Origin of the sequence: Streptomyces sp. NBC_01463 (assembly GCA_036227345.1) — a bacterium.
Classification (GTDB): domain Bacteria; phylum Actinomycetota; class Actinomycetes; order Streptomycetales; family Streptomycetaceae; genus Streptomyces.
Genome location: CP109468.1, coordinates 6,853,880 through 6,879,529 on the forward strand (window position 1 = coordinate 6,853,880; position 25,650 = coordinate 6,879,529).

26 protein-coding genes are annotated in these 25,650 nt (G+C 72.2%); 18 read left to right on the forward strand and 8 right to left on the reverse strand.

What is annotated here, in order from left to right; genetic code table 11:
• The first annotated feature begins 50 nt into the window (after window positions 1-50).
• Complete coding sequence (locus OG521_30220) at window positions 51-416, forward strand: VOC family protein (GenBank protein ID WUW24811.1); 366 nt, start codon at window positions 51-53, stop codon at window positions 414-416.
• Window positions 417-442: 26 nt separating this feature from the next.
• On the opposite strand, the gene OG521_30225 is transcribed toward OG521_30220, so the two are convergent.
• The gene (locus OG521_30225) at window positions 443-1,462 is read right to left on the reverse strand and encodes a hypothetical protein (protein ID WUW24812.1); all 1,020 of its coding nucleotides are present in this window, start codon (window positions 1,460-1,462) and stop codon (window positions 443-445) included.
• Window positions 1,463-1,678: 216 nt separating this feature from the next.
• Here OG521_30225 and OG521_30230 point away from each other — a divergent pair, with 216 nt between their 5' ends.
• The 5 genes from OG521_30230 to dapD all read left to right on the forward strand — a co-directional run bounded on the left by OG521_30230 (window position 1,679) and on the right by dapD (window position 5,263).
• Window positions 1,679-1,999 (forward strand): multidrug efflux SMR transporter, encoded by a 321-nt coding sequence (locus OG521_30230; GenBank protein WUW24813.1) that lies wholly within the window; start codon window positions 1,679-1,681, stop codon window positions 1,997-1,999.
• The gene (locus OG521_30235) at window positions 1,999-2,535 is read left to right on the forward strand and encodes a TetR family transcriptional regulator (GenBank protein ID WUW24814.1); all 537 of its coding nucleotides are present in this window, start codon (window positions 1,999-2,001) and stop codon (window positions 2,533-2,535) included. Before OG521_30230 ends, OG521_30235 begins: the two co-directional genes overlap by 1 nt.
• A gap of 98 nt (window positions 2,536-2,633) precedes the next feature.
• Window positions 2,634-3,233 carry an RNA polymerase sigma factor gene (locus tag OG521_30240; GenBank protein WUW24815.1) on the forward strand — a complete coding sequence of 200 codons (600 nt, stop codon included), beginning with the start codon at window positions 2,634-2,636 and terminating at the stop codon, window positions 3,231-3,233.
• A complete protein-coding gene (locus OG521_30245) occupies window positions 3,220-4,095 on the forward strand; it encodes a CU044_5270 family protein (GenBank protein WUW24816.1) in 876 nt (291 codons plus the stop codon). Before OG521_30240 ends, OG521_30245 begins: the two co-directional genes overlap by 14 nt.
• Before the next feature lie 178 nt (window positions 4,096-4,273).
• Entirely contained in the window at window positions 4,274-5,263 is a 990-nt protein-coding gene (gene dapD / locus OG521_30250) for a 2,3,4,5-tetrahydropyridine-2,6-dicarboxylate N-succinyltransferase (protein WUW24817.1), read from the forward strand.
• Here the strand turns inward: dapD and dapA are convergent.
• Entirely contained in the window at window positions 5,260-6,153 is an 894-nt protein-coding gene (dapA, locus tag OG521_30255) for a 4-hydroxy-tetrahydrodipicolinate synthase (protein WUW24818.1), read from the reverse strand. The two genes, dapD and dapA, sit on opposite strands and share 4 nt — an antisense overlap.
• A gap of 141 nt (window positions 6,154-6,294) precedes the next feature.
• On the opposite strand from dapA, the gene OG521_30260 reads away from it, so the two are divergent.
• Window positions 6,295-6,966 (forward strand): DUF4232 domain-containing protein, encoded by a 672-nt coding sequence (locus tag OG521_30260; protein WUW24819.1) that lies wholly within the window; start codon window positions 6,295-6,297, stop codon window positions 6,964-6,966.
• An 18-nt stretch (window positions 6,967-6,984) separates the two neighbouring features.
• On the opposite strand, the gene OG521_30265 is transcribed toward OG521_30260, so the two are convergent.
• The 3 genes from OG521_30265 to OG521_30275 are packed head-to-tail and all read right to left on the reverse strand — an operon-like array spanning window position 6,985 to window position 9,416.
• Window positions 6,985-7,425, reverse strand: a complete 441-nt coding sequence (locus tag OG521_30265; protein WUW26852.1) for a GNAT family N-acetyltransferase — start codon at window positions 7,423-7,425, stop codon at window positions 6,985-6,987.
• Window positions 7,426-7,459: 34 nt separating this feature from the next.
• The gene (locus tag OG521_30270) at window positions 7,460-8,245 is read right to left on the reverse strand and encodes a phosphodiesterase (protein ID WUW24820.1); all 786 of its coding nucleotides are present in this window, start codon (window positions 8,243-8,245) and stop codon (window positions 7,460-7,462) included.
• Between the two features lie 49 nt (window positions 8,246-8,294).
• Complete coding sequence (locus OG521_30275) at window positions 8,295-9,416, reverse strand: aminoacyltransferase (GenBank protein WUW24821.1); 1,122 nt, start codon at window positions 9,414-9,416, stop codon at window positions 8,295-8,297.
• A 136-nt stretch (window positions 9,417-9,552) separates the two neighbouring features.
• Here OG521_30275 and OG521_30280 point away from each other — a divergent pair, with 136 nt between their 5' ends.
• The 4 genes from OG521_30280 to OG521_30295 all read left to right on the forward strand — a co-directional run bounded on the left by OG521_30280 (window position 9,553) and on the right by OG521_30295 (window position 13,954).
• Complete coding sequence (locus tag OG521_30280) at window positions 9,553-10,257, forward strand: antibiotic biosynthesis monooxygenase (GenBank protein WUW24822.1); 705 nt, start codon at window positions 9,553-9,555, stop codon at window positions 10,255-10,257.
• Window positions 10,258-10,439: 182 nt separating this feature from the next.
• A complete protein-coding gene (locus tag OG521_30285; GenBank protein WUW24823.1) occupies window positions 10,440-11,924 on the forward strand; it encodes a hypothetical protein in 1,485 nt (494 codons plus the stop codon).
• A 168-nt stretch (window positions 11,925-12,092) separates the two neighbouring features.
• Window positions 12,093-13,577, forward strand: a complete 1,485-nt coding sequence (locus OG521_30290) for a PhoX family protein (GenBank protein ID WUW26853.1) — start codon at window positions 12,093-12,095, stop codon at window positions 13,575-13,577.
• Window positions 13,578-13,723: 146 nt separating this feature from the next.
• Window positions 13,724-13,954, forward strand: coding sequence for a hypothetical protein (locus tag OG521_30295; protein ID WUW24824.1), 231 nt, complete (start codon window positions 13,724-13,726; stop codon window positions 13,952-13,954).
• 100 nt (window positions 13,955-14,054) lie between these two features.
• On the opposite strand, the gene OG521_30300 is transcribed toward OG521_30295, so the two are convergent.
• Together OG521_30300 and OG521_30305 are read right to left on the reverse strand one after the other, a co-directional pair.
• Window positions 14,055-15,275 carry a TerD family protein gene (locus tag OG521_30300; protein ID WUW24825.1) on the reverse strand — a complete coding sequence of 407 codons (1,221 nt, stop codon included), beginning with the start codon at window positions 15,273-15,275 and terminating at the stop codon, window positions 14,055-14,057.
• A 77-nt stretch (window positions 15,276-15,352) separates the two neighbouring features.
• Window positions 15,353-16,162: an NAD(P)-dependent oxidoreductase gene (locus OG521_30305; protein ID WUW24826.1), complete on the reverse strand. Its 810-nt coding sequence runs from the start codon at window positions 16,160-16,162 to the stop codon at window positions 15,353-15,355.
• Window positions 16,163-16,785: 623 nt separating this feature from the next.
• Here OG521_30305 and OG521_30310 point away from each other — a divergent pair.
• Both OG521_30310 and OG521_30315 read left to right on the forward strand, forming a co-directional pair.
• Window positions 16,786-17,727, forward strand: a complete 942-nt coding sequence (locus OG521_30310; GenBank protein ID WUW24827.1) for a 5-dehydro-4-deoxyglucarate dehydratase — start codon at window positions 16,786-16,788, stop codon at window positions 17,725-17,727.
• Window positions 17,724-18,902 (forward strand): hypothetical protein, encoded by a 1,179-nt coding sequence (locus tag OG521_30315; GenBank protein ID WUW24828.1) that lies wholly within the window; start codon window positions 17,724-17,726, stop codon window positions 18,900-18,902. Before OG521_30310 ends, OG521_30315 begins: the two co-directional genes overlap by 4 nt.
• Here the strand turns inward: OG521_30315 and OG521_30320 are convergent.
• Window positions 18,885-20,105, reverse strand: a complete 1,221-nt coding sequence (locus OG521_30320; protein WUW24829.1) for an MFS transporter — start codon at window positions 20,103-20,105, stop codon at window positions 18,885-18,887. The genes OG521_30315 and OG521_30320 overlap by 18 nt on opposite strands.
• A gap of 256 nt (window positions 20,106-20,361) precedes the next feature.
• Here OG521_30320 and OG521_30325 point away from each other — a divergent pair, with 256 nt between their 5' ends.
• From OG521_30325 to OG521_30345, 5 genes are all read left to right on the forward strand, one after another.
• Complete coding sequence (locus tag OG521_30325) at window positions 20,362-21,018, forward strand: GntR family transcriptional regulator (GenBank protein WUW24830.1); 657 nt, start codon at window positions 20,362-20,364, stop codon at window positions 21,016-21,018.
• Between the two features lie 29 nt (window positions 21,019-21,047).
• Window positions 21,048-21,950, forward strand: coding sequence for a dihydrodipicolinate synthase family protein (locus tag OG521_30330; protein WUW24831.1), 903 nt, complete (start codon window positions 21,048-21,050; stop codon window positions 21,948-21,950).
• Window positions 21,947-23,674, forward strand: a complete 1,728-nt coding sequence (gene araD, locus OG521_30335; protein ID WUW24832.1) for an L-arabinonate dehydratase — start codon at window positions 21,947-21,949, stop codon at window positions 23,672-23,674. The genes OG521_30330 and araD overlap by 4 nt, the downstream gene beginning before the upstream one ends.
• A gap of 126 nt (window positions 23,675-23,800) precedes the next feature.
• Complete coding sequence (locus OG521_30340) at window positions 23,801-24,730, forward strand: sugar ABC transporter permease (GenBank protein WUW24833.1); 930 nt, start codon at window positions 23,801-23,803, stop codon at window positions 24,728-24,730.
• Entirely contained in the window at window positions 24,727-25,650 is a 924-nt protein-coding gene (locus tag OG521_30345; protein ID WUW24834.1) for a carbohydrate ABC transporter permease, read from the forward strand. The genes OG521_30340 and OG521_30345 overlap by 4 nt, the downstream gene beginning before the upstream one ends.

The following is a 25,650-nucleotide window of genomic DNA, read 5'->3' on the forward strand; positions in this document are numbered from 1 at the left end:
CCCGCCGAATCACACCGGTACGGCCGTGCCCGCCGGGCAGACTGGCGGGCATGGCCGTTTCCTTTTACAGCGTCGTCGTCGACGCCCACGACCTTCCCTCGCTCGCCCGGTTCTGGTGCGGGGTGCTCGACTGGAAGGTGCTCTACGACGCCGAGGACGAGATCGTCATCGGCACCGACAAGAACGCCCTGCCGGGCATCACCTTCGTCCCCGTGCCCGAGCGGAAGCAGACCAAGAACCGGCTGCACATCGACCTCGCACCCGACGACCAGGACGTCGAGGTGGCGCGCATCCTCGCACTCGGGGCCCGCCGCACCGACGTCGGCCAGGCGGCGGACGCGACCTTCGTGGTGCTGGAGGACCCCGAGGGCAACGAGTTCTGTGTGCTGTCCCCGAAGAACTCGCTCATCGACTGACGACCGGGCGCGTTCCCTGTCCGGGGCTACGCCGTGTACTGCGGGGGCACCGCGGCGGCCTCGGCCAGGACCGGGCCCAGGTTCTCGGTGCGGATCCTGCGGTCCACGTACAGCAGCCCCGTCACCAGCGGCGGGAAGGTGGACACGATCAGCTGGCCGATGAGCTGGCCCAGCAGCAGCGCTCCCACGTAGCCGCTCATGGCGACGACGACGGAGGCCGGACTCGGGTCGGTGCCCAGATTCATCGAGCCGAGCATCCCGGAGAACATGCCGAGCACCGAGAACGGCAGCTGGATCACGTAGCTCGCCACCGCCGCCATGCCGCCGGCCAGCAGGGAGATGCCGAGGATCCGCCACCAGTCCCCGCGCACCAGCTGCGAGGAGCGGCGCATCGCGGCGATCGGGCCCTGGTTCTCGAAGACGACGGCCGAGGGGGCCAGGCTGAACTTCACCCAGAGCCAGACCGCCAGCGGGGCCGTCGCCAGAGCGCCCAGGAAACCGATCATGATCAGGACGACCGGACCGCTGCCGCCGTCCATGCTGACGACGCCGATCACGAAGGCGATGAAACCGGCCCAGGCGAGCAGCAGCGGGATCATCGCGATCAGCCAGGTCAGCAGGACCGTCCCGATCACCGCCGGCATCCGCGACCAGGCCCGCCGCCAGACGGCGGAGAACGTGGTCGGGCGGCCGAGTACCGCCTCCTGGAGGATCACCGGCACGGCCGTGTAGATCAGGGCCGTGGAGACCACGACGGCGAGCAGACCCAGCAGCGCGACCAGACCGAAGGCGACCGCCACCGGGACCCAGTCCTCCGAGCGGGGGTTCTCGTCGCCCTCCAGCGACAGCATCAGATCCAGATGGTCCGCGACGGCGGAGTACGCGATCGCACCGGCCGCCAGCACCACCGCCAGCGCCCCGCCGTACGCGGCCGCGCCGACGCCCAGCACCTGCTTGGCATAGCGGCCCAAGGTGGCGAACGCGCCGCCGAGGACATCCCCGAGACGCAGCGGCCCCAGGGGTATCACCCCTGGCTTCGGCGGCATCCAGCCACCGCCCCAGCCGCCCCATCCGGGCGGCCCCCCGGGTCCTCCGTACGGCGCGCCCCCGTACGCACCGCCGCCCCACCCCGCGTCCTGCGCCACTGCTGCTCCGTCGGTCGGTCGATCATGAACTGGCATGTACTGGACGGACCACGGTAGCGCCCCCGGCACCCCGCTGGACCCGGGCCTCCCGCCCCGGCGATGCGTACACTCGTACACATGGGATATGGACTGCTGGCCGCGGCCATCGCTGCCGAGGTGGCCGGGACGACCGCCATGAAGTACAGCGAGGGATTCACCCGGCTGTGGCCCTCGCTGATCACCGTCGCCGGATACCTCCTCGCCTTCTCGCTGCTCGCCCAGACCCTCAAGACGATGTCGATGGGCACGGCGTACGCGATCTGGGCCGGCATCGGCACCGCCGCAGTCGCCGTCATCGGCATGCTGTTCATGGGGGAGTCCGGCAGCCCGGTCAAGGCGGCGGGCATCGCCCTGGTCATCGCCGGTGTGGTGGTCCTCAACCTCGGCGGAGCGCACTGATGGCCCGCAGATACGACCCCGAGCGGCGCGAGCGGATCATCGACGCGGCGATCCGGGTCGTCGGCGCCAAGGGCATCGCCGGACTCAGCCACCGCTCCGTCGCCGCCGAGGCCGATGTGCCGCTCGGCTCGACGACGTACCACTTCGCCTCGCTGGACGAACTGCTGATCGCCGCCCTGCGCAGGTCGAACGAGAACTTCGCCGCGCTCATGCGCGAGAGCACGGCCCTCGCCGACCCCGGATCCTGCCTCGCCGCCGAACTCGCCCGGCTGCTCGGCGAGTTCTTCGGTGCCGGCCGCGGCCGGGCCGAGCTGGAGTACGAGCTCTACCTCGCCGCCCTGCGCCGGCCCGCGCTGCGGCCGGTCGCCGCCGAGTGGACCGACGCCACGGCCGCCCTCCTCGCACCGCGCACCGACCCGGCCACCGCACGGGCCCTGGTCGCCCTGATGGACGGCATCTGTCTGCAGGTGCTCCTCACCGGCGGGGCCTATGACGAGGCCTTCGCGCGGGAGATGCTGGGCCGCATCAGCGCCTGAGCCGTCCCGGCCGGCTCCGCCCGTGAACCCGCAGGGCCACTGCGGGCAACAGGAGGTGACACACCTCGTACGGAGCTGCCGAAGAAGACGGAGACACTGTGACCGGACCACCGAGTAACGACGACGCGGCCGTGGTCGGCCAGTCGCTGGAAAGGCCCGAGACCTTCGCGCTGCTCTACGACCGGTACGCCGCCGACATCCACCGCTACGCGGCCCGCCGGCTCGGCGAGGGCGCCGCCGACGACATCACCGCCGACACCTTCCTCATCGCCTTCCGCGGCCGCGCCCGCTTCGACACCGGCCGGGAGAGCGCCCGGCCCTGGCTCTACGGGATCGCGGCCAACCTCATCGGCCGGCACCGCCGCACCGAGGTCAGGGCGCTGCGCGCGCTCGCCCGCACCGGCATCGACCCGGTAGCCGAGTCCTGGACCGAACGCGCCGACCAGAGGGTCAGCGCCCAGGCCGCCCACACCGAGATCGCGGGCGCGCTGGCCGCACTGTCCGCCGGCGACCGGCACGTCCTGCTGCTGATCGCCTGGGCCGACCTCAGCTACCAGGAGGTGGCCGACGCGCTCTCGCTGCCCGTCGGCACGGTCCGCTCACGGCTCAACCGGGCCCGGCGCAAGGTGCGCCAGGCCCTCGGCTCCGACCCCACGGTCGTCACGGAAAGCCTGGAGGTTGCTCATGGGCACGGATGAGATGTCGCTGGTACGTGAACTGCGCGCCGACGCACCGGCACCCGGCCGGGCGGACCTGGCCGGGGGGCGGCAGCGGCTGACCGAGGCCGCGGGACACCGCCGCGGACCGCGCGCCGACTGGCGGCTCGCCGCGGTGGCGTCCGCCGCGGCGATCACCATGGCGGCCGTCATCGGCACCCAGCTCACCGGCGGCGGTCAGGGCACCGGCGTCCAGCAGGGTGCCCCCGCCTCCGCGTTCCGGATCGGCGCCGCCGCACCGGTGCTGCGCGACGCGGCCGCCGAGGTCGCGGACGATCAGGCGCCTGCGCCGAGGACGGATCAGTGGGTCTACACCAAGGACCTGGAGATCCGCGCGCAGGAGGACGGCCCCGGCGAGGAGGCCGGCGGACCGCGCGAGACCGAACACTGGTACCGGTACGCGGACCCGGAGTCCGAGAACGGCAAGTCGGGCGACGACCACTCGGCCCGTGAGCGGTTCCAGCTCCTGGCGGGGCTGCCGTCCGACCCGGCCCAGGTGAAGAAGCGCGCCCGCGCCTTCTACCCGGGCGACGGCGAGACCGCGGCCCGGCACGAGTACCGGGCGCTGACGATGCTGGCGATGTCGTATCCCGCCGACCCGAAGGGGATCGCCGCGGTCTACCGGGCGATGGCCACCGTTCCCGGGCTCACGGCCGTCCAGACCCAGGACGCGCTGAACCGGCCGGTCATCGGGGTCCAGTACCCCGGGGACCGCGATCTGTTCCTCCTGGACGCGCAGACCATGAGGTTCGCCGGCTGGGGCTCCCTGGACTCACCGACGGCGGACGGCGTCAGCGCCGTACTGAAGACCGCACTGGTCGACCGGAAGGGCGCGCGCTCCTGACCCGGCCCGGGAGCCCCGGCCGGCCGCCCCGCGGGGGACACGGGGGTGTTCCCGGGCGGCGGCCCGGGGTCCGGGTGCAGGGCCCGGGCTGTCCGGCGGGTGGGCCGTCCGCGCGGTGTGCGGGACGCACGCTGAGACCGGTTGGCCCGGGCGGCCCCCCTCCGGTTAGGTTCTGGTCATGACCGACACGACTTCCACCCGCACCACCGGCGCCGTCGCCGCCGGCCTCGCCACCATCGCAGGCGACGGTTCCGTTCTCGACACCTGGTTCCCCGCCCCCGAGCTCACCGCCGAGCCCGGGCCGGCCGGAACCGAGCGGCTGACCCCCGACCGTGCCGTCAACCTCCTCGGTGAGGGCGCGGCCAAGGCCATCGGCGTGGACGCCCGCCGCGGAGTCGAGGTCGTCGCCGTCCGCACGGTCATCGCCTCGCTGGACGACAAGCCGCTCGACGCGCACGACGCGTACCTGCGCCTGCACCTGCTCTCGCACTGCCTCGTGCAGCCGCACGGCCAGAACCTGGACGGCGTGTTCGGCCTCCTCACCAACGTCGCCTGGACCTCGCTCGGCCCGGTCGCGGTCGACGACCTGGAGCGGGTGCGGCTCAACGCCCGCGCCGAGGGCCTGCACCTCCAGGTCACCTCGGTCGACAAGTTCCCGCGCATGACGGACTACGTCGCGCCGAAGGGCGTCCGGATCGCCGACGCCGACCGGGTGCGGCTCGGCGCGCACCTCGCCGCCGGCACCACCGTCATGCACGAGGGCTTCGTCAACTTCAACGCCGGAACGCTCGGCACGTCGATGGTCGAGGGCCGCATCTCCGCGGGCGTCGTCGTCGGCGACGGCTCCGACATCGGCGGCGGCGCCTCCACCATGGGCACGCTCTCCGGCGGCGGCAAGGAGCGCATCGTGATCGGCGAGCGCTGCCTCGTCGGCGCGGAGGCCGGGGTCGGGATCGCGCTCGGCGACGAGTGCGTCGTCGAGGCCGGTCTGTACGTCACCGCCGGCACCCGGGTCACCCTGCCGGACGGTCAGGTCGTCAAGGCGCGCGAGCTCTCCGGCGCCTCGAACATCCTCTTCCGCCGCAACTCGGTGACCGGCACCGTCGAGGCCCGCCCGAACAACTCGGTCTGGGGCGGCCTCAACGACATCCTGCACCACAACGACTAACAAGCGGCGAGCAGTTGCTCGTACGCCCTCCGCAGCCCGTCGGCCGCCTCGCGCCCGGCGGGCTGCAGCGGTTCCCGGACCGGCCCCGCGTCCAGCAGCGCCTTCGCCGTCACCGTGCCCGGCAGTCCGGACGCCATCATCAGCTCCGTCAGCGGGGCCAGGAGACCGTTCAGCCGGGCCGCGCCCCCGGTGTCCCCGTCGTCGAACGCGTCCAGGACGGCCCGCAGCGGGCCGGGCGCCACATTGGCCACCGTGCTGACGTAGCCCGCGCCGCCCACCGCGTACAGCGGCAGGTTCAGCTCCTCGCAGCCCGAGTAGTACCCGAGACCGGTGGCGGCGATCACCCGGGTCGCGGCCAGCAGGTCCTGCGAGCAGTCCTTCACCGCGACGATGCGCGGATGCTCCGCCAGCCGGAGCATCGTCTCCGGCTCGATGCGGGTGCCGGTGCGGCCGGGGATGTCGTACAGCATGACCGGGAGACCGGTCGCTCCGGCGACGCGCAGGAAGTGCGCCTCGACGGCGGCCTGCGGGGGCCGGCTGTAGTACGGGGTGACGACCAGCAGTCCGTCGGCGCCGGCCCGCTCCGCCTGTCCGGCCAGCTCCACGGTGTGCCGGGTGTCCGCGCTGCCGACGCCCGCGACGATCACCACGTCAGGACCGGCCGCCTCCCGCACCGCGCGCAGCAGGGCGGTCTTCTCGGCGTCGGACGTGGTGGGGGACTCGCCGGTGGTCCCGCTGAGCACCAGACCGTCGCAGCCGGCGGCGACCAGCTTCGCGGCGTGGCCGGCGGCGGCGTCCGGGTCCAGGTCACCGGCATCGGTGAACGGCGTGATCATGGCGCAGAGGGTGCGGCCGAAGGGGCGCGGGCGAGAGGGTGCGGGCGGCGTCATGTCCGAAGTGTCGGCTCTCGGACCGTGAAGGTCCACTTAGATCTGCTTCGGGTGAAGGTGAAGCAGGACTCAAGTATCGCGGTGCTCTGGCATGATCGGCCGCACAGACGGGCGGGGCGACGCGGGGCGGGGTGCGGGAAGATGCGGGCACGGGCGGGCACGGGTATACGCGGACCGGTCACGGCGGCCCTGGTGCTGGCCGGGGCGCTCGGCCTGGCGGGATGCTCGGGCTTCCTGGTGCCGGCCGGCGAGGGCGAGCCGGGACCGAGCCGGTCACCCACCGCCACCGGCCCGGCGCCGGTCACGCCCCCGAGCCCACCGGACATCGCGACCGCCCCGGCCGACCGCCCGGGAGCTCCCGCCCGGCAGGCCCCCTCGCCGACCGCCACCGGCGGCTGTCCGTCCTCGGGCCTCGTCGTCTCCATGGGACCGGTGGAAGCCGCACTCGGGCACCGGGCGGTGGGGCTGACCCTGACCAACTGCGGCGACGCACCCCACCGGGTCGACGGCTACCCCTCGGTCCAGGCCGTCGACGAGAAGGGCGACGCGCTCCCCGTCAAGGTCAACCCGGGCTCGTCGTACTTCGGGGCCGACAAGGGCCCCGAGGAGGTCATGCTGGCCCCCGGGAAGACCATGCGCTCGCTCCTCGTCTGGGTCTCCACCCCGACCGGCGGCGACCTGGTCGAGGGCGACGCGCTGGAGATCGCCCCGGCCCCCGGACTGGAGGCGCGCAGCTTCCCGCTGGAGGGCAGCGACGTGCGGCTGCTCGACGAGTTCAACATGACGGGCTGGCGGACCGCGACGCCCGGGTGACCGGCGCGCAGGGGTGCTTCAGAGGGTGAGCTTGAAACCCTCGTGGCTCGCGGCGAACCCCAGCGAGACGTAGAAGCGGTGCGCGTCCGTGCGCGGCTTGCCACTGGTCAGCTGGACCAGGGCGCACCCCCGCTGCCGCGCGCGCTCGACGGTTCGCTCCATCAGCTCCCGGCCGAGCCCGCCGCCCCGGCGGTCCGCCCTGATCCGCACGGCCTCGATCAGCGCCCGCTCGGCACCGTGCTTCCCGAGCCCGGGAACGTACGTGGCCTGCAGGCACCCCACCACCGTGTCCCCGTCGGCCAGCACCAGGATCTCGTTGCGCGGATCGGCCGCGATGGCGTCGAACGCCCTCTCGTAGGCCTCGTCCACGACGAACGAACCGGGGTCGACGACCCTCTCCTCGTCGGCGAGGAGGGCGAGCACGGCGGGCAGGTCCTGGCGGGTGGCGGTACGCAGCATCACAGCCCGGATTCTGGCACGCGGGCCGGGCCCGTCAGAACCCGCCGGCCAGCACCGCGGCCGCATGGCTGACCGCCACGGTGTGGGTGACCCAGGCGTCACCGGCGAGCAGATGCAGCAGGAAGGACGTCGGCTCGGGCAGATAGCCGGGCAGGCCCTCCCGCAGCGCCAGACCGCTCTGCCGGTACGTGCTCGGCGCCACGGCCAGCACACTGCCCGCGAACGCGGCGGTGACCGGGCGGTGCACATGACCGGCCAGCACCCGTACGACGTTCGGATGCGCGGCGACCACCGCGGCCAGCGCGTCACCGTCCGCCAGCCGCATCCCGTCCAGGAAGGGGATGCCCACCGGCACCGGCGGAAGGTGCAGACACACGAACGCCGGCACACCGGGCCTGCGGGCGAGCACGCCGTCCAGCCACGCCAACTGGTCCGCCCCCAGCATCCCTCCGGACGACCCGGCCACCTTCGAGTCCAGGACGGCCACCGTGACCTCCGGGTGGTCCACCGCGTAGTACGTGTCCTCGCCCCCGCCCAGGAGCGCCGTCCCGCCGAACGCCTCCAGCAGCGCCGCCGGATCGTCGTGATTGCCCGTCACCAGGTGCACGGGCAGCGGGAACCGGCCGGTCACCTCGCGCAGCAGCGCGTACTCCGCGGGCGTCCCCCGGTCCGCCAGATCGCCGGTGATCACCACGCAGACGGGCCGCGGGTCGAGTGCGAGCACCCGGCGCAGGGCGCGGTCGAGGCCGGCCGCGGGCTCGGCGGCGAGGGCGCCGGTGATCAGATGCGGGTCGCTGAGGTGGGCCACGGAGACGGTCATCCCGACAGCCTGCCCAGGACCCGGGGCCGGTCACACGGCCGTGCCGCCCCTATCGCCGCGCCATGTACAGACCGAACGCCTTGTGCAGCACCTTGCTGACCGGATAGTCCCACTCGCCGACGTACTCGGCGGCCAGACCGCCGGTGCCCGCCTTGAACCGCAGCAGACCCACCAGGTGGTTGCCCTCGTCGAGGGTGTCGGTGATCCCGCGCAGGTCGTACACGGCGGCACCCCCCGCGTGCGCGTCGCTCATCATCCGCCACTGGATCGCGTTGCTGGGCTGCACCTCGCGGCGGCGGCTCGTGGAGGCGCCGTAGGAGTACCAGACATGGGAGCCGACGGTCAGCATCGTCGCCGCGGAGAGCACCTCCCCGTCGTGGTGGGCGAGATAGAGCCGCATCCGGTCCGGGTCCTCGGCCCGCAGCGAGGTCCACATGCGCTGGAAGTAGGAGAGCGGGCGGGGGATGAAGCGGTCGCGTCCGGCGGTCTCCCGGTACAGCTCGTAGAAGACCGGAAGGTCGTCGAGGCCGCCCTCGACCACCTTCACGCCCGCCTTCTCCGCCTTCTTGATGTTGCGCCGCCACTGCTGGTTCAGCCCGCTGTGGATCTCCTCCAGCGACCGTCCGGCGAACGGCACCTGGAACACGTACCGGGGCTGACCGGCGCTGAACCCCGAACCGTCCCCGTCCCCGGCCGGCCGCCAGCCCAGCCGGCGCAGCTCCGCCACGACCTCGGCGGCCCGGGGGTCGGTCGCGTCCGCCTCGACGTCGCGCAGCCGGGCCGCCGCCGGGTCCGCCACGGCGTCCTTGACCGTCTGCGCCTCCCAGCGGCGGGCGGTCACGGGCGGGCCCATCCGCACCGTGAACGCGCCCCGGGACCTGGCGTGGGCCACCAGCGGATCCAGCCAGGGGCGCATCTCGCCCTCGTGCCAGGGGATCACCGGACCCTCCGGCAGGTATGCCAGATACCGCTTCACCCGGGGAATCGGGCGGTACAGCACCAGACCTGCACCGACGATCCGCCCACCGCCGTCGAACCAGCCGATGCTCTCGGCCCGCCAGTCGGGTTTCACCCCGCCCCACGACGGAACCTGCATATGACTGGCCGAGCCCCGCTCGGCGACGAACGCCAGGTGCTGGTCCCGGGTGATCTCCTCGACCCGCAGCGTCATGCGGTACTCCGTTCGTTGTCCGATTTCGTCAGCCTAGTGAGAGGCCCGCGAGCCGCGGTTGACCTCAAGCGGACTTGACGTATCAGGGTGTCAGGCACGGGCGCACCGCAAGGGTGCGCCGGTGAGGGGAGTGGTCATGACAGTGGAGTTCGTGTCCCGGCCCGATGTCACCCGTGCGGATGCGGGCATCGCCAGGGCGGGCACCTGGGACGCCGGTACGCCGGAGCGCCGGCGGCGGACGGTGGAGGCCATCCGGTCCGCGTGGGCGGACAGGCCGTGGCCGCACCCGGGGCTGCTCTCGTACAGCGTGCACGTGGGGGAGGACGACAGGACGCTCTTCCACTACGCGCAGTGGACCGGCGAGGAGAGCTACCGGGACTTCGCCAACAGCGGCGGGGACGGGCGCGACGCCGAGGTGGACGCGGCGGTCCCGGGCATCGAGCGGCATGCCCCGCACACCTACGAGCTCTACCGCTCCTCGTCGCCCGGCGGCCGGGAACCGGGCTGCGTCGTGGTCGTCGACGTCGAGTTCGACGGCGCGGACCGCGCCCGCCAACGCGACTGGGTGGACGGAGTCTTCGAGGCGCTCGGCACGGATCCGGCCCTGCCGCCCGGCGGGATCGCCGCGCACTTCCACGTCGGCACCGACGGGACCCGGGTGCTCAACTACGCGGAGTGGGAGAGCGCGCAGGCCCACGTCGACGCCCTGGCCGGACCCGGCGACGGCGTCGGGTCACGGACACCGCAGTGGCAACGGGTGCAGACCTACCCGGGCGTCACCGGCGGCGGCGTGCACCGCTACACCCCGGCGCTGAGCCTGCGCCCCGGCCAGGGAGCGTAGGCCCTCCCGGACCCCGGGGGCCGCCTCCGCGCGCCGCCCCCGGGGGGTAGGGCCGCCTTCTGTTCCGAGTGCCGGGCGGCACCGGGAGAAATGCGTCTAGGCTTGGGCCGCCTGACCCCGTATGCGCACGGAGCCACGGCCCGGCGACGCATACGCCCCGCACGTTCCGAGGAGACCCCCTGATGTCCGCAGAGCGCCCCACCCTGCCGCCGGCCCGGCTGCACACCGAGGCGGAGCTGGCACGGGACGCGCTTGCCGCGCCGCTGCTGGCCCGCGCCGTCCGGCTCGCCCGCTGGGCCGGGCCGGACACCAGAGTCGGCGCCGGCGGCGAGCTCGCCGAGGCACAGCTGCCCGCGGCGGCCGAGCACCTCGGCCTCGCCGCGGACGAGGACGGCGCGGCGGAGGCCAGCGAGGCGTGGCGGCTCGCGGTCGACACCGGCCTCGTCGAGGTCGAGGACCCGACGCCGGAGGCGGACGCCGATCTCGACGAGGAGGGCTTCGGCGGCGACGCGGAGGGGACCGTCACCGCGGGCGAGAACCTGGCGCTGCTGACCGGCGGTTCACCGCAGGACGTCCTGGCGATCTGGCTCGACGGCCTGGAGGCCGCCCACGCCGACGCCACCGCCCCGGTCTTCGACGACTTCGCCGACCTCGTCGGCGAGGACGGTTCGGTCGACTTCGACGCACTGGACTGGGACCCGGAGACCGAGGCGGAGTTCCTCGACGGGGTGCTCGGCAACCTCTACCTGCTCACCGTCGGCGAGGGCGCGGGCGACGCGCCCGTGCCGCTGCCCGCGCTGGCCGCGTCGATGATCGTGCCCGACGACATGGGCGAGCCCACCGACGACGTCCTGGAGCAGGTCTCGGACGCGATGATGCGCCTCGACGACCAGTTCCGGGTCCTGGAGCCCATCGGCATCGTCGAATACCGGCCGGTGGACGAGGCGTTGCTGGCCGAGGAGGGCGAGGAGGCCGTGCCGCCCGCCGACGACGAGGACGTCACCCGGTACGGGATGGTCAAGCTCACCCCGCTCGGCGTCTACGGCATCCGGGCCCGGATGCTGGAGGCCGGAGTGGACGCCCCGGCCATCGGCGACCTGGCGGACAAGGGAGCCGACGTGCTCCTCGGCGGCATTGCGTACTACCCCGAGGCGGCGGCCCGCGGCGAGATCGAGCTGTGGCTCGCCCGGCACGGCGCCGACGGGGCGGCCGGTGAACTCCTGGACGCCGCCCGCGGCGAGGACCCGCAGGCACCCCTGCGCCGGCTGCACTGCCAGCAGGCGCTCGCCCTCGTCGGCGCGGAGGCCGAACCGGCCGTCCGCGCGGTGCTGGCCGACCCGCAGCTGGGCGGACTCGCCCGGGTCTGGCTCGCCGAGCGGGGCGCCGCCGACGTACCCGCCCCCTCGGAGGCGATGATCTTCTGGCTCGCCATCGACACGATCGCCGCGCAGCTGGAGGCCGACGGCGACCTGGACGAGCTCCAGGGCCTGGTCGAGGGGCTGTCCGGCCAGCACAGCGGCTTCTTCGACGAGGCGTGGCGGGTGGACCACCCCGCGACGGCGGACGTCCTGGAGGCGATGGGGCGGCTGCACAGCGACAAGAAGCAGGCCAAGGACGCCCGCAAGGCCGCCTTCAAGGCCCGCTCCCGGTCCGGCTCGGCCGGCTGAGCCGCGCCCGGATCCGCGGGCGGCCGGACCGGCGTGTCCGGCCGCCCGCGGCCGAGGATGTTCACGGAAGGGATTCCTTCGAAGTCGTCCTCAGTTCAACTGGTGTTGGGGCAGGAGCGGGACGGTGAGCGGGCCAACAACCCGCCCCAGCTGCACCAGGAGTACGTGATGGCCTTCACGCGCAGGGAATTCACCAGACAGTCCGCCCTCACCGGTGCCGGCATCGCCCTCACCGGAACCGTTGCCGCGCTGGCCACCGCACCCGGCGCCCTCGCTGCCGGTGACTCGAAGCACGGCCACGACGACCACGGCCACGACCACGACGGCCACGGACACGGCCACGGACACAGTCACGAGCCGGGCTACGGACCGCTGCTCCCCGACCCGAAGGGCATACTCGCGCTGCCCGCCGGATTCTCGTACAAGGTCATCACGCACAGTGGCGTCACCAAGCTGGAGACCGGCGAGTACACCCCCTCCAACCACGACGGCACGGCCACCTTCGAGGGCGCCCGCGGCGTCACCCTGCTGGTGAACAACCACGAGCTGGCCGGCGTCCGCGCCGACTGGGAGCACCCGGTCCCGCTCACCGACGGTCTCGTCTACGACGCGGTCGCGGCGGGCGGCTGCACCGTGGTGGAGACCCGCCGCGACGGGCGCACTGCCGAGTGGGTCGGCATCTCCGGCACCTCCACCAACTGCGCCGGCGGCTCCACCCCGTGGGGCACCTGGCTGACCTGCGAGGAGACCGAGGACAAGGCCGGCAAGAACGGTCTGCTCAAGGACCACGGCTACGTCTTCGAGGTCGACCCGTACGACAAGCGCGCCAACCGCGCCCCGCGCCCCGTCAAGGCGTTCGGCCGGTACGCCCACGAGGCCGTCGTCATCGACCCCAAGCAGGGCCACGCCTACCTCACCGAGGACGCGTCCGGCCCCAACGGACTGCTCTACCGCTGGGTCCCGCCGCACGGCTTCCGGCACGGCCGCGGCAAGCTCCGCACCCTCGCCGACGACGCCGGAGTCCTCCAGGCCACCAAGTGCTTCGACAAGAGCGGAAAGTTCGTCGACGACCTCTCCCGCGCCACGAAGATCGGCACCGTCTACGGCGTGGACTGGGTCGACGTCCCCGACCGTGACGCCAGGACCGTCTCCGTGCGCAAGCAGTTCGGCGACAAGGACGTCACCCGTGCCCGCAAACTCGAAGGCATGTGGTGGGGCGACGGCGGCGCGTACATCGTCTCCTCGTTCGCCCGCGGGGAGAGCCCCGTCCAGCACGACGGCCAGGTCTGGTTCTACGACCCGAAGCGCCGCACGCTGACCCTGAAGGTCCTCCTCGGCGTCAACGCCGACCCCTCCAAGGACGGCGCCTTCGACGGCCCGGACAACATCACCGTCTCGCCCTACGGCGGCCTGGTCATCTCCGAGGACGGCGAGGGCATCCAGCACCTCTTCGGAGCGACCGAGAGCGGCCGCACCTACCCCATCGCGCGCAACGAGCTGAACGCCGGCACCGAGGCCGAGCCGTCGTACAGCGAGTTCACCGGCGTCACCTTCTCGCCCGACGGCAGGACGCTCTACGCCAACATCCAGACACCCGGCATCATGCTGGCGATCACCGGCCCGTGGAAGCGCCAGTCGCACCGGGAGCAGTAAGCCCTTTCGGCCGGTGGGCGCCGGGGCCCCGAGCGGGCCCGGGCACCCACCGGTGCCGGAACCGCTGATTACGAATCCGGCATCAGTGGGCCCCCAGGAGTGGTCGGGCATGGCGTCGGGCGTTTCCAGGGCGCATACTCAAGGTAATGAAACAGTCAGCCGGATCCCGGCGTCACCTGCCTTCCAGTCCCTTCAACCGCCCGGCCCAGGCGGCCCCACCGGTCGAATTGTTCGATGTGGGCGACAGGGTGTCGCACGACCAGTTCGGACTCGGCCGAGTCCTTGCTGTCGAGGGCGACAACGACGCAGTGCTCATCGACTTCTCGGGGCGACAGGGGAGGATCCTGAGCCCGTACTCCAAGCTGACCAAGCTCTGAGAGAAGCGACGAGCACGCGCCGCGTACGCCGTATCTCTCTCGCCGACCGCCTTCAGGGGCACCCGCAGCAGCCGGGTGCCCCTGAAGACGTTTCCCGTCCCTACAGGGACTGGGCGGCGGGCTTGACCATGCCGCGGACGGTGCGCGACTTCACGAAGTCACCCATCGCGGTCATTTCCCATTCGCCGGAGAACTGCTTGATCAGCTTCGCCATCATCACGCCGGTCTGCGCCTCGGCCCCGGTCAGATCGAAGCGGACCAGCTCCTCGCCGGTGGCCGCGTCGATCAGCCGGCAGTAGGCCTTCGCCACCTCGGTGAACTTCTGGCCGGTGAACGAGTTGACCGTGAACACCAGACCTGTCGCCTCCGGGGGGATCCGGCCCAGGTCCACGACGATCACCTCGTCGTCGCCGGCGCCCTCACCCGTGAGGTTGTCGCCCGAGTGCTTGATGGCGCCGTCCAGGATGGAGAGCTTGCCGAAGTAGCAGCTGTCCAGGTGGTTGCGGTTCGGGCCGTAGGCGATCACCGAGGCGTCGAGGTCGATGTCCTTGCCGCGGAACGCGGGCTCCCAGCCGAGGCCCATCTTGACCTGCGAGAGCAGCGGACGACCGCCCTTGACCAGCGACACCGTCTGGTTCTTCTGGAGGCTGACGCGGCCCTTGTCCAGGTTGATCTTCCCGGAGGCGGGGGGTGCGGCGGGCGCCGGGGGTGCCGGGGGTGCGGGGGGCGCGGCTGCCACCGGGGGTGCGGCGACCCGGGGGTCCACCGGTGCGGCGACGGGCGCCGGAGCGGCGGCCGGGGCGGGTGCGGCGGCGGGCTCGTCCTCGACCGACACGCCGAAGTCGGTGGCGATGCCCGCCAGCCCGTTGGCATAGCCCTGACCGACCGCGCGGGCCTTCCAGGCGCCGCCCCGCCGGTAGACCTCGATGACCACGAGGGCGGTCTCGGTGCCCAGCCGCGGCGGCGTGAACGTGGCGAGCGCGCTGCCGTCGTCCGCGTTGCGCACGGTGGCGGTGGGCTCGACGCCCTGGAAGGTCTGACCCGCTCCGTCCGGGCTCGCCGTGACGACGATCTTCTCGATGCCGGGCGGCACCGCCGCGGTGTCCACCACGATCGCGTCGGGCGCGGTGCCGCCGCCGGAGCGGTACGTCACACCCGGGCCGGTGGGCTGGTTGTAGAAGATGAAGTCGTCGTCGGAGCGCACCTTGCCGTCGGCGGTGAGCAGCAGGCCCGAGACGTCGAGCCGCACGGGGGCGGCGACGTCCACCGCCACGCGGGCGGCGGAGAGAGGGATGTTCGAGCCGGGTGTCATAGCGGTCATGCACGGGGTAACGAATGACCCGGCTTTGCCGTTCCCTTACCTTCCGCCGGCTTCGCCCGTACGGCGGTGTCGTCCGTTCAGTACGGCCAGATCGGCGGGTTGGTGCAGAAGTGACCGCCGAGGTGGGAGTGGTCGGGGTTCTCCGGGTCGAGCTCACCCTGCTCGGCGATGAGCTTCGCCGCGTACTCCTCCGAGTCGTCCTGCGGCTCGTAGCCGAGCGAACGGGCCGACGTCAGGTCCCACCACAGCCGGGTGTTGTCCGAGGATCCGTGGATGACGGTGTGCCCCACGTTCTCGGCGCTGAGCGCGGCGTCGAACAGCCGGGCGCCGTCGCCCGGGCTCATCCACACGGACAGCATCCGAACCGACGTCGGCTCGGGGAAGCAGGAGCCGATGCGCACCGAGACGGTCTCCAGGCCGTGCCGGTCCCAGTACAGCTGGGCGAGGTCCTCGCCGAACGACTTGGAGAGCCCGTAGAAGGTGTCCGGGCGGCGCGGGGTGCCGATGGGGATCAGCGGGTCGCCCGGGAGCGGGCGGGGCGTGAACCCGACGGCGTGGTTGGACGAGGCGAAGACGATCCGCCGCACGCCCTCCGCGAGGGCGGCCTCGTAGAGGTTGTAGGTGCCCTCGATGTTCGCCTTGAGGATCTTGTCGAAAGAGGCTTCCAGGGAGATGCCCGCAAGGTGGATGATCGCGTCGACACCCCGCACGGCCTCGCGCAGCGCGTCCTTGTCGCCGAGATCGGCGGTGATCGCGTCCGGCTCGCCCTCGATGGGGAACATGTCGAACAGGCGGAGCTCGTAGCCGTGGGCGGGCAGCAGCCCGCGCATCAGGGTGCCGAGACCGCCGGCGGCGCCGGTGAGCAGGACGGTGCGGGGAGCGGGCATTCGCGGGATCTCCTCGGTACGGGGGGCGGCTTCGCTCGCCGGGTCCTTGGATGGGGTTCACATGCGTGGACAAGTTATGGAGCGGTGGGGGGGTGCGTCAAGGGGGTTGCCTCCCGGTCCGGGGTGCGGGGTTCCGTCCTCAATCGCCGGACGGGCTTGTTGGTGCGGGTTCCCCGCGGGGTGCGCCGTGGCCCGGTGGGTGGGGGTCCGGTGCCCCTCCGGGGCGTCTCCTCAAACGACGAACGTTTCCAGTCCCACGCGGCGGGAGCCCGGTATGTGTTCGTCGTCCTGCGGGGACTCCCCTGCACGGCCCCGGACGCGGCCGTCCCGCGTCTGCGGCGTTCGTGTCGCCGGTGTTCAGACGCGAGTGATGCTGGGTGGGGGCGTGCAGGGGGGTCCCCGCAGAAAATTGGCGTAATACCCGGCCCCCGCTACGTGTCGGGTTGCCACGCCAGTTTTTGAGGAGACGCCCCGGAGGGCCCCCACCCCCACCCACCGGACAGAGGCGAACCCCGGGGCACCCGCCTTGACCCGCGACGATCCGCTGCCTTAGCGTAAGAAGTGTTCATGAATATGGACGCCAATCAGAATTGTGCACGCCTGAATCCGCTCAGGGAGCGCCCGTGACCTCAGCCCCACTTGCCGCCCGACTCACCGCTGTCGCCGGGCCGCTCTTCTTCCCCGTCACCGCCTACGGACCGGACGGTTCCGTCGATCTCGACGTCTTCCGCGCGCACGTGCGCAAGGGCATCGACGCCGGCGCGGCGGCCGTGTTCGCCTGCTGCGGCACGGGGGAGTTCCACGCCCTGACGCCGGAGGAGTTCCGCCTCGTCGTCGCCGCGGCCGTCGAGGAGACCGCCGGTGAGGTGCCCGTCGTGGCGGGTGCCGGCTACGGCACCGCGCTGGCGGTCCAGTTCGCGAAGCTCGCCGAGGAGGCCGGCGCGGACGGGCTCCTCGCCATGCCCCCGTACCTGGTCGTCGCCGACCAGGAGGGACTGCTCGCCCACTACACGGCACTGGCGGCGGCCACCCGGCTGGAGACGATCGTCTACCAGCGCGACAACGCCGTCTTCGCCCCCGAGACCGTGGTGGCGCTGGCGCAGACGCCGGGCATCATCGGTCTCAAGGACGGCTACGGCGACCTCGACCTGATGCAGCGCATCGTCAGCGCCGTCCGCACCGGGCTGCCCGGCCGGGAGTTCCTGTACTTCAACGGGCTGCCCACCGCCGAGCTCACCGGCCTCGCCTACCGGGGCATCGGTGTCACGCTCTACTCCTCCGCCGTCTTCGCCTTCGCACCGGACATCGCGCTGGCCTTCTACCGGGCGCTGGAGTCGGGCGACGACGACCTCGTCAACGCACTGCTCGACACCTTCTACCGCCCGCTCGTCGAACTGCGCGCCAAGGGCCGCGGCTACGCCGTCTCCCTGGTCAAGGCGGCCGTCCGGCTCCAGGGCCTGGACGTCGGTGAGGTGCGCAGCCCGCTCACCGAGCCGCCGGCCGCGCACATCAAGGAGCTGACCGAGATCATCGGGGCCGGCCGCGCGCTGCTGGAGCGCGGATGAGGACGTCCGCCTTCCTCTATCCCTGGGACGTCGTCGGGGACCCCGGCGCGGCCGCCCGCGTCGCGGAGCTGGGGGTGGCGCAGGTGACGCTCGCCGCCGCCTATCACTCGACCCGGGCGCTGACCCCGCGCCATCCCGCCCGCCGCATCGTCACGGCCGAGCACGCCGCGGTGCTCTACCCGCCGGACGCCGGCCGCTGGGCGGGGCGCCGGCTGCGTCCGTACGAGCAGTCCTGGGTGGACTCGGGCGATGCCTACGCGGAGGCCGCCGAGGCGCTGGCCGGTGCCGGGCTCGACGTGCACAGCTGGGTGGTGCTCGCGCACAACTCCCGGCTGGGCGCGGAGCATCCGGACACCTCCGTGGTCAACGCCTACGGGGACCGCTATCCGTGGGCTCCCTGCATCGCGCAGCCCGAGGTCCGTACGTATCTGGTGGACCTGGCAGCGGAGGCGGCGGTACGGGGCGGGGCCGGCGGCACCGAGCTGGAGTCGTGCGGCTGGTACGGCTTCGCGCACCTGCACGCCCACGACAAGATCGCGGGCGTCGGCCTCGGTGACGCGGCGCACTACCTGATGTCGCTCTGCTTCTGCGCCGCCTGCCGGGCCGGTTGCGGCGGCCAGGGGCTGGACCCGGAGGAGCTGGGCCGGGCCGTGCGCCGGGCGCTGGAGCCGGTCTGGGCCGGCGCCGGTGCCCCGGAGGCGGGATGGGACGGTGTCGAGAAGCTGCTCGGCGCCGACCTGGCCGCCGCCACGCTCCGGTGGCGCACCGAGGTGGCGCGAGGGCTCCAGGAGTCGGTGGTCGCCGCGGTGCGGGCGGTCGCGGCCCCGGGCTTCCAGGTGCTGCTGCACGCCGACCCCGCGCCGTACCGCTCCGGTGCGAACGTGGGTGTCGACGCGGAGCACATCCTGTCCGTGGCGGACGGTGTGGTGCTGCCCTGCACCGGCGGTGACGCGGCGCGCGAGGCGGTGCTCGGCCCGTTCGCCGGCCGTGCGGGTGTCCTCGCGGCCAATCTGACCGTGGTGCGGGGGATGGGCGGCAGCCCCGGCACGCTGGAGCGCGACGCCGCCCACGCGGCCTCGCTCGGCGCGAACCAACTGCGCCTGTACCACGCGGGACTGGCATCGGACCCGGATCTGCGGACCGTCGCCGAAGCGCTCTCACGCCTCGGCGGATGAGGGGAGCGGGCCGGCGGGGATCCTTCGCCGCCGGCCCGTGACCAGCACCACCGCGGCCGCGAGTGCCACGGCGCCGACCAGGGGCAGCAGCACCTGGACGTCCACCAGGGCGACCAGGCCCGCGCCCAGCGCCAGCGCCACCGCGTTGGGCGCGAACATCAGCGTGTTGGCGGTCGCCGCCGTGCGCCCCAGCAGGGCGTCCGGCGTCTCCCGCTGCACCGCCGTCATCGCGGCGATCAGCACGCACGGCAGACCTGCCCCGATCAGTCCGCACGCCACCAGCGCGACCGCGTCGTACGGCACCGCGCGCAGTCCCACCGCGACCGCGAACACGGCGATCCCCGCCGCCGTGAAGACCCGTTCCGGCAGCCTCCGCAGCAACGGCCCGGCGAGCAGCCCGATGGTGACGGACCCGACGCCCTGGACCGCGGAGAGCACGCCCGCGTACGCGGGGGAGTGGCCGAGTGTCCTGTCCACGACGGCGTACAGCGTCGCCCCGTTGAGTCCGGCGCACAGCATCGTGACGGATCCGGCGAGCACCAGCGGCCGCAGCACCGGTGAGGTCCACACCTGCCGTATCCCGCCGCCGGTCCCGGACCCCGTCGCGGGATCGGGCGTGCGCACGTGCAGCAGTCCGTAGAGCCCGGCGGCCAGGGCGAAGGAGACCGCGTCCAGCAGGGCCACCGACGCGCCTCCGAAGCGGGTGTACAGCGCCGCGCCGGTGAGCGGGGCCACCAGTTTCATGCCCTCGTTCGCCATCATCCGCAGGCCGTTGAAGTCGCCGAGCAGGCCGGGGTCAACGGCCCGGGCGACCAGGGCCGATTCGGCGGAGTCCGTCAGGACGTAGCTGATCCCGTAGACCACGAGGACCGCGAAGAGGATCCAGACCCGTCCCGCCGAATCCACCGCGGTCAGGGTGGTCAGCAGCAGCGCCATGACGATGCCGGAGCCGACCAGCAGCGGCTTCCCGGGCAGCCGGTCGGCCAACGCCCCGAGGACCGGGCCGAAGAGCACCGGCAGCCAGACGGTGAAGAGGGCGAGCGCCGCCAGACTGTCCGACCCGGTCAGCGACTTGACCCAGATCCCTGCCGCCAGCGACATCGCGGAGCTGCCGAAACCGGACACGACGACCGCTGCCAGGAACAGCCCCGCCGTCCGGTCCCGCAGTACCCGCCCCGTCGCCGACCCTGCCCGTGCGCCCACCGAACCTCCCTGACCTGCGCCTGTGTTACGCCGTCAGGCTGGCCGGTAAGGCCGTCGCCGGGCATCGGGAGGATGCCGTACGGGACCGGTGGGGGCGGCCCGTCGCCGGGGCCGGTGTACGGCACATGTCCTAAGCCGGCGAAGTTCTTCTGTCAGAAGCGTTGACGAAACATTCACGGCGCCTCTAGCTTCATCGCGTCGTACTTCGTACGTCATATATGAGACGCGATACGCGAGATGCGAGAGCCCTTCACCCATGACCTTTGCGCCCACCCCGATTCCGTCCCGCACCCAGTACGTGCTGGAGGCGATCAAGCACGCGATCCTCACGGCGCAGCTGAGACCAGGGCAGGCGCTCGTCGAGACCGAACTGGCCGCACAGTTCGGGGTCTCCAAGACCCCCGTCCGTGAGGCGCTCAAGACGCTCGCCGGTACCGGGCTGGTCGTCATGAGCCAGTACAAGGGCGCCATCGTGCGGCTGGTCGACGCGACCATGGCCCGCGAGGTGTACGACGTGCGGCTGCTGCTCGAACCGGAGGCGCTGCGCCGCTCCATCACCCGCAAGGCCTCACTCGACGCGGCCCAGGAGGCCCTGGAGCGCGCCGACTCGGCGGGCGACAAGGCCGACCGGTCGCTCGCCAACCGGGACTTCCACCGGGCGCTCTACCTTCCCTGCGGCAACCCGCTGCTGGCCAGGATGCTCGACGAGGTCCGGGACCAAGCGGCGCTCGTGTCGACCGTGGCGTGGGCGACCATCCCGTCCTGGGAGCGGGAGGCGGCCGAGCACCGGGAGATCCTGCGGCTCGCGCTCGCCGACGACGCGGACGCGGCGGCCGGGGCTCTGCACGACCACATCGCGTCGTTCGTCCGCCGCGCCTTCCCCGACGACGAAGACGGGGGTGACGCGGCGTGAACCGGCACACCGAAGAAAGGCCTGTCCGCATGGACCTCACACCGCTGAAGGCGGCCCTCGCAGATGTCGTGGCGATCCCGGTCACCCCGTTCGCCGAGGACGGGACCATCGACACGGCGGCGCACCGCGCCCTGTTGCGCAGGCTGCTCGACGGCGGCGTGCGCATCCTCACCCCGAACGGCAACACCGGTGAGTTCTACGCCCTCACCCCCGAGGAGCGCCGCACCGTCACCGAGCTGACCGTGGAGGAGGCCGGCGGCCGCGCGACGATCCTGGTCGGGGTCGGGCACGACGTGCCGACCGCCGTCGCCGCCGCCGAGCACGCCAGGGACGCCGGCGCCGAGATGGTGATGGTGCACCAGCCCGTCCACCCGTACGTCTCGCAGGACGGCTGGATCGACTACCACCGGGCCATCGCCGAGGCCGTCCCCGGACTCGGTGTCGTGCCCTACATCCGCAACCCGCACCTCGACGGGGAGTGCCTGGCGGTCCTCGCCGACAGCTGCCCCAACGTCATCGGCGTCAAGTACGCCGTCCCGGACGCCGCGCGCTTCGCGGCCTTCGCCCGGGACGCCGGCCTGGACCGCTTCGTCTGGGTCGCGGGCCTCGCCGAGCTGTACGCCCCCGCCTACTTCTCCGCGGGCGCCACCGGGTTCACCTCGGGTCTCGTCAACGTCGCCCCCGGCGTCTCGCTGGCCATGCTGGAGGCGCTGCGGGCCGGTGACCACCCGGCCGCCATGAAGGTCTGGGAGCAGATCCGCCGCTTCGAGGAACTGCGCGCCGACCGGCAGTCCGCGAACAACGTGACGGTCGTCAAGGAGGCCCTGGCCTCGCTCGGGCTGTGCGGCCGCGACGTGCGCCCGCCCAGCCGGGTGCTGCCCGAGGCGCAGCGCGCCGAGGTCGCCGACCAGGTCGCGGGGTGGTCCATATGACCGGCCGCATCGCCCCCGGGGATCTGCGCAGCCACCAGTGGTACGGCACCGACGGGCTGCGCTCCTTCAGCCACCGCGCCCGCACCCGCCAGCTGGGCTACCTCCCCGAGGAGCACCTCGGTAAGCCGGTCGTCGCGATTCTCAACACCTGGTCGGACATCAATCCGTGCCACGTCCATCTGCGCGACCGCGCGCAGGCGGTCAAGCGCGGTGTCTGGCAGGCCGGCGGATTCCCGCTGGAGTTCCCGGTCTCCACCCTCTCGGAGACGTTCCAGAAGCCGACCCCGATGCTCTACCGCAACATGCTGGCGATGGAGACGGAGGAGCTGCTGCGCTCGTACCCCGTCGACGGTGCGGTGCTCCTGGGCGGCTGCGACAAGTCGACGCCCGCGCTGCTGATGGGCGCGGCCTCCGTGGACCTGCCGGCCGTCTTCGTGCCCGCCGGGCCGATGCTGCCGGGGCACTGGCGCAACGAGGTGCTGGGTTCCGGCACCGACATGTGGAAGTACTGGGACGACAAGCGGGCCGGCCTCATCGGCGACTGCGAGATGGACGAGCTGGAGAACGGGCTCGCCCGCTCACCCGGCCACTGCATGACGATGGGCACCGCCTCGACCCTCACCGCCGCGGCCGAGGCGCTCGGCGTGACCGTCCCCGGCGCCTCCTCCATCCCGGCCGTCGACTCCGGTCATGACCGGATGGCCGCGCAGTCGGGCCTCCGCATCGTCGAACTGGTGTGGCAGCAGCGGAAGCTGTCGTCGATCCTCACCGCGGAGGCGTACGAGGACGCCGTGGCCACCGTCCTCGCGCTCGGCGGCTCCACCAACGCCGTCATCCACCTGATCGCGATGGCGGGCCGCTCCGGTATCAAGCTCACCCTCGACGACTTCGACCGGATCGCCCGCACCGTGCCGGTGCTGGCCAATCTGCGGCCCGGCGGGAAGTACCTCATGGAGGACTTCCACTTCGCCGGCGGGCTGCCCGGGTTCCTGGCCCGGCTGACCGACGTACTGCACCTGGACCGGCCCACGGTCGCGCACGACACCCTGCGTGAGCAGATCGACGGCGCCCTCGTGCACAACAGCGATGTCATCAGGGAGCGCGACAACCCGCTGGCCGACGAGGGCGGTGTGGCGGTGCTGCGCGGCAACCTCTGCCCGGACGGGGCGGTCATCAAGCACATCGCCGCCGAGCCGCAGCTGCTGCGTCACACCGGTCCCGCGGTCGTCTTCGACGACTACCGGGAGATGCAGCGCACCATCAACGACCCGGCGCTGGCCCTCACCCCTGACCATGTGCTGGTGCTCCGCAACGCCGGACCCAAGGGCGGCCCCGGGATGCCCGAGTACGGCATGCTGCCGATCCCCGACTACCTGCTGAAGCAGGGTGTCCGGGACATGGTGCGGATCTCCGACGCCCGGATGAGCGGCACCAGTTACGGCGCCTGCGTCCTGCACGTCGCCCCCGAGTCCTACGTCGGCGGGCCCCTCGCCCTGGTGCGCACCGGTGACGCGATCACCCTGGACGTCGAGGCGCGCCTGCTCCATCTCGACGTGACGGAAGAGGAGTTGGAGAAGCGCAGGGCCGAGTGGACCCCGCCTCCCACCCGGTACGAGCGCGGCTACGGGGCGCTGTACCACGACCAGATCACCCAGGCCGACACCGGCTGCGACTTCGCCTTCCTGGCCCGGCCGGGAGAAGTGCCCGACCCGTACGCCGGCTGAACGGCCCACCGGAATTCCGGCGCCCCGCCTCGTTCGGCATACCGAACGCCATGCGGCAAGCGCTTGCGCAGTACACGCATCACCCGCAGCCCGCACCCCCGTACCTCCAGAGAACGGAGACGTGTCATGGCCCAAGCCGCCGCTGTGGCCACACCGCCCAAGGTGCCCAGGCGCCGCTCCGCGAGCCCCCGCCGACTGCCGTATCTGCTGATCGCCCCCGCGGGGCTGCTGATGCTGGGCTTCATCGCCTACCCGGTGATCAGCGTCTTCTACTACAGCCTGCAGAACTACAACGTCACCAAGCCGTGGCGGAACGGCTTCGCGGGCTTCGACAACTTCACCCGGATCTTCACCGAGGACGACCAGTTCTGGACCACGCTGGGCTTCAGCGCCCAGTGGGTGGTCACCCAGGTCGCGCTCCAGCTCACCCTCGGCCTCGCGCTCGCCCTGATCGTCAACCAGAGCTTCATCGGCCGCGGCATCTCCCGCGCCATGGTCTTCTCGCCGTGGGCCGTCTCCGGCGTGCTGACCAGCACCATCTGGATCCTGCTCTACAACTCCTCGACGGGGTTCAGCCGTTACCTCGCGGACGCCGGAATCGGTGACTACGGCACCTCGGTGCTCTCCGACACCGGAACCGTCTTCTGGGCCGCGACCGTCGCCGAACTCTGGCGCGGGGTCCCCTTCTTCGCCATCCTCATCCTCGCCGACCTGCAGTCCGTCTCCAAGGAGCTGTACGAGGCGGCGTCCGTCGACGGCGCCGGACGGCTGCGCCAGTTCTTCCACATCACCCTGCCCCATCTGCGGGACGCGATCATCCTGTCCACGCTGCTGCGCGGCGTCTGGGAGTTCAACAACGTCGACCTCCTCTACACCCTCACCGGCGGCGGACCGGCCGGCGAGACCACCACCCTGCCGCTCTACGTCGCCAACACCGGCATCGAGGGCCACGACTTCGGGTACGCCTCCGCGCTCACCACCGTCGCCTTCGTGATCCTCCTCTTCTGCTCGATCGTCTATCTGCGCCTGAGCAAGTTCGGAGGCGATCACAAGTGACCGCAGCACTGGCCGAGAAGCACGGAACCGACGCCGCGCGGCCGGCCGTCCGGGACGGCTCCCCACCCGCCGCGCACCGGCGTCGCCGCAAGCCCGGCCGCGAACGCGCCTTCGACGACGTGCCGCGCTGGCAGATCTACGTACCGCTCGGCATCTACCTCGTCTTCACCCTCATCCCGTTCTACTGGATGTTCCTGTTCGCCGTGCGCCCCGCGGGCTCCACCTCGCTGGTGCCGTGGCCGATGACCGGGGAGCACTTCTCCAAGGTCTGGAACGAGCGCAGCTTCGCCGTCTTCTTCCAGAACAGCATGATCGTCGGGGTCTGCACCCTGGTCAGCACGACGCTCGTCGCGCTGGCCGGCGGCTACGCCCTCGCCCGGTTCGACTTCAAGATCAAGAACGCCTTCATGCTGGCGCTGCTCTGCTCGCAGTTCATCCCGGGCGCGCTGATGCTCGTACCGCTCTTCGAGATCTTCAAGAACCTCCAGATGATCAACTCCCTGGGGAGCGTGGTCATCGCCGAGACGGTCTTCCAGCTGCCGCTCTCCATCATCCTGATCAGCGGATTCATCAAGAACGTGCCGGCCTCCCTGGAGGAGGCGGCCTGGGTGGACGGCTGCTCGCGCTTCCGGGCCTTCTGCGCGGTGGTGCTGCCGCTGCTGCGGCCGGGCCTCATCGCGGTCGGCTCCTTCGCCTTCGTGCACAGCTGGAACCACTTCCTGTTCGCCCTGATGTTCCTCAGCGAGCAGGACAAGCAGACGATCCCGGTCGGCCTGAACACCCTCATCGGCGCGGACAGCGTCGACCTGGGCGCGCTCGCCGCGGGCGGAGTCATCGCCGCGGTCCCCGTGGTGATCGTCTTCGCCTTCATCCAGAAGTGGCTGATCACCGGCTTCAGCGCCGGCGCAGTGAAGGGGTGA

Coding starts and splice junctions, on each gene's coding strand:
- OG521_30220 (WUW24811.1), top strand. CDS start 51: ATGGCCGTTTCCTTTTACAGCGTCGTCGTCGACGCCCACGACCTTCCC.
- OG521_30225 (WUW24812.1), bottom strand. CDS start 1,462: ATGCCGCCGAAGCCAGGGGTGATACCCCTGGGGCCGCTGCGTCTCGGG.
- OG521_30230 (WUW24813.1), top strand. CDS start 1,679: ATGGGATATGGACTGCTGGCCGCGGCCATCGCTGCCGAGGTGGCCGGG.
- OG521_30235 (WUW24814.1), top strand. CDS start 1,999: ATGGCCCGCAGATACGACCCCGAGCGGCGCGAGCGGATCATCGACGCG.
- OG521_30245 (WUW24816.1), top strand. CDS start 3,220: ATGGGCACGGATGAGATGTCGCTGGTACGTGAACTGCGCGCCGACGCA.
- dapD (WUW24817.1), top strand. CDS start 4,274: ATGACCGACACGACTTCCACCCGCACCACCGGCGCCGTCGCCGCCGGC.
- dapA (WUW24818.1), bottom strand. CDS start 6,153: ATGACGCCGCCCGCACCCTCTCGCCCGCGCCCCTTCGGCCGCACCCTC.
- OG521_30260 (WUW24819.1), top strand. CDS start 6,295: ATGCGGGCACGGGCGGGCACGGGTATACGCGGACCGGTCACGGCGGCC.
- OG521_30265 (WUW26852.1), bottom strand. CDS start 7,425: ATGCTGCGTACCGCCACCCGCCAGGACCTGCCCGCCGTGCTCGCCCTC.
- OG521_30270 (WUW24820.1), bottom strand. CDS start 8,245: ATGACCGTCTCCGTGGCCCACCTCAGCGACCCGCATCTGATCACCGGC.
- OG521_30275 (WUW24821.1), bottom strand. CDS start 9,416: ATGACGCTGCGGGTCGAGGAGATCACCCGGGACCAGCACCTGGCGTTC.
- OG521_30280 (WUW24822.1), top strand. CDS start 9,553: ATGACAGTGGAGTTCGTGTCCCGGCCCGATGTCACCCGTGCGGATGCG.
- OG521_30285 (WUW24823.1), top strand. CDS start 10,440: ATGTCCGCAGAGCGCCCCACCCTGCCGCCGGCCCGGCTGCACACCGAG.
- OG521_30290 (WUW26853.1), top strand. CDS start 12,093: ATGGCCTTCACGCGCAGGGAATTCACCAGACAGTCCGCCCTCACCGGT.
- OG521_30295 (WUW24824.1), top strand. CDS start 13,724: ATGAAACAGTCAGCCGGATCCCGGCGTCACCTGCCTTCCAGTCCCTTC.
- OG521_30300 (WUW24825.1), bottom strand. CDS start 15,275: ATGACCGCTATGACACCCGGCTCGAACATCCCTCTCTCCGCCGCCCGC.
- OG521_30305 (WUW24826.1), bottom strand. CDS start 16,162: ATGCCCGCTCCCCGCACCGTCCTGCTCACCGGCGCCGCCGGCGGTCTC.
- OG521_30315 (WUW24828.1), top strand. CDS start 17,724: ATGAGGACGTCCGCCTTCCTCTATCCCTGGGACGTCGTCGGGGACCCC.
- OG521_30325 (WUW24830.1), top strand. CDS start 20,362: ATGACCTTTGCGCCCACCCCGATTCCGTCCCGCACCCAGTACGTGCTG.
- OG521_30330 (WUW24831.1), top strand. CDS start 21,048: ATGGACCTCACACCGCTGAAGGCGGCCCTCGCAGATGTCGTGGCGATC.
- araD (WUW24832.1), top strand. CDS start 21,947: ATGACCGGCCGCATCGCCCCCGGGGATCTGCGCAGCCACCAGTGGTAC.
- OG521_30340 (WUW24833.1), top strand. CDS start 23,801: ATGGCCCAAGCCGCCGCTGTGGCCACACCGCCCAAGGTGCCCAGGCGC.